Annotated in this window: 2 protein-coding genes and 1 pseudogene; 1 reads left to right on the top strand and 2 read right to left on the bottom strand. The window is 73.2% G+C overall.

Annotated features, from left to right (window positions below):
- Both HMPREF3086_RS00300 and HMPREF3086_RS00295 read right to left on the bottom strand, forming a co-directional pair.
- Positions 1-433, bottom strand: a 433-nt coding sequence (locus HMPREF3086_RS00300; RefSeq protein WP_070719667.1) for an SdpI family protein, incomplete at its 3' end; no start/stop codon positions are given.
- Positions 430-945, bottom strand: a complete 516-nt coding sequence (locus HMPREF3086_RS00295) for a MarR family winged helix-turn-helix transcriptional regulator (protein ID WP_061228375.1) — start codon at positions 943-945, stop codon at positions 430-432. The genes HMPREF3086_RS00295 and HMPREF3086_RS00300, both read right to left, overlap by 4 nt.
- A gap of 55 nt (positions 946-1,000) precedes the next feature.
- Here HMPREF3086_RS00295 and HMPREF3086_RS00290 point away from each other — a divergent pair.
- Positions 1,001-1,276, top strand: a pseudogene (locus tag HMPREF3086_RS00290) (DoxX family membrane protein); the annotation flags it as partial.
- Positions 1,277-1,355 lie beyond the last annotated feature (79 nt).

The raw sequence follows: 1,355 nt of genomic DNA, 5'->3' as shown, positions 1-1,355 counted from the left end.
CGCAGCCGGTGTCGGCGGCGTTCGTGCCGGAGTGACCGCCGCAACCGTCGGGGCCGCAGCCACATCCGGCCTGGTCACCGTCCTCGGCGGCGGCCCAGATCGCCGCCGCGCGTGCCCCGGCGAGGCCGGCGACGCTGAGCAGGGCGAGGGAACCGACGACGGAGACGACGACGACGAGGCCGCCCACCCATCCGCCGATCAGTCCCAGGGCGAGCGCACCGAGCAGGAGCACGAGACCGGAGCCGAGGAACGCGGGACCGGCGGCCCGGTTGGCGAGTTCCCACGCCTCGGGGGAGCGGCGGGTCTCCGGCGTGCGGACGCCCAGGACCCCGTTGCCGGGGAGCATGCCGACCAGGGCGGCGACGCCGGTCCCGGCGATGACGAGGGCGAGCCCCGCGAGGAGCACCATGACCACCACGGACACTGCGTTCACGCCCCTGAGGGTACGCCCGCGCCGGCGGATCGCCGAGTCGCCTCAGCCCCGTCGGCGCCCCGCACCTTGGCGAGCAGCCGGGCGAGCTCCCGCTTGTCGTCTTCGCCGAGGCGGTCGAGGAATTCCCGACGCACGGTGGCGACGTGGTCCGGGGCGGCCTGCTCGATGGCCCGCATCCCCTCGCCGGTAGCGGAGACGAACGCGCCCCGGCCGTCCTCGGGGCAGGTGGTCCGCTGCACGAGGCCGCGCTTGATCATCCGGCTCACCTGGTGGGAGAGGCGGCTGCGCTCCCACATGAGGACGTCGGCGAGGGCGGTCATGCGCTGCGGGCCGTCCGCCTCGCTCAGGTAGACGAGCACTTCGAACTCGGGTTCGGTCAGGTCGGACGAGGCCTTGAGGTCTCGCTGGATCTCCAGGTGGAGGCGGCCCTGGACGGCGAGGTAGTCCCGCCACAGGGCCTTCTCCTCGTTGTCCAGCCATCGCACCTGGTGATTCCGAGCCTGATCTGCCATAGCCCCACTATAGCGGCATAGTTGACACGACACGTAATGAGTCGGCGCCCCCGGGGCCACGGCCGCCACCGCCGTCGTCGGCGTGATCGAGCTCGTGGGAGGCATCCTGCTCATCCTGGGACTGCTCACCCCCCTGGTCGCCGTCCTCGTCGTCGTCGTCATGATCGGCGCGTTCTTCACCGTCCACCTCGGCTCCGGCGTCCACGTCTCCGACAACGGCCGGGAGCTCATCGCCGTGGTCGGACTCGCCGCCGCCGTCTTCGTGCTGGTCGGCCCCGGCCGCTACAGCGTCGACGCGGTCCTCGCCCGTGGGCGCGCGGACCGCGCCTGACCTGATCCGGCGCGGCACCCGACCCGATCCGGGGCGGCCACCACCTGATCCACGCCACCCGGCACGCGGCCGGACGCCG

The sequence above is a fragment of the Dietzia sp. HMSC21D01 genome (assembly GCF_001815995.1).
GTDB classification, from domain to species: domain Bacteria; phylum Actinomycetota; class Actinomycetes; order Mycobacteriales; family Mycobacteriaceae; genus Dietzia; species Dietzia cinnamea.
This window is presented reverse-complemented; position numbering and strand designations above follow the sequence as displayed.

Bases quoted from the DNA above. Each gene is read 5' to 3' on its own strand.
- HMPREF3086_RS00295 (WP_061228375.1), bottom strand. From the start codon at position 945: ATGGCAGATCAGGCTCGGAATCACCAGGTGCGATGGCTGGACAACGAG.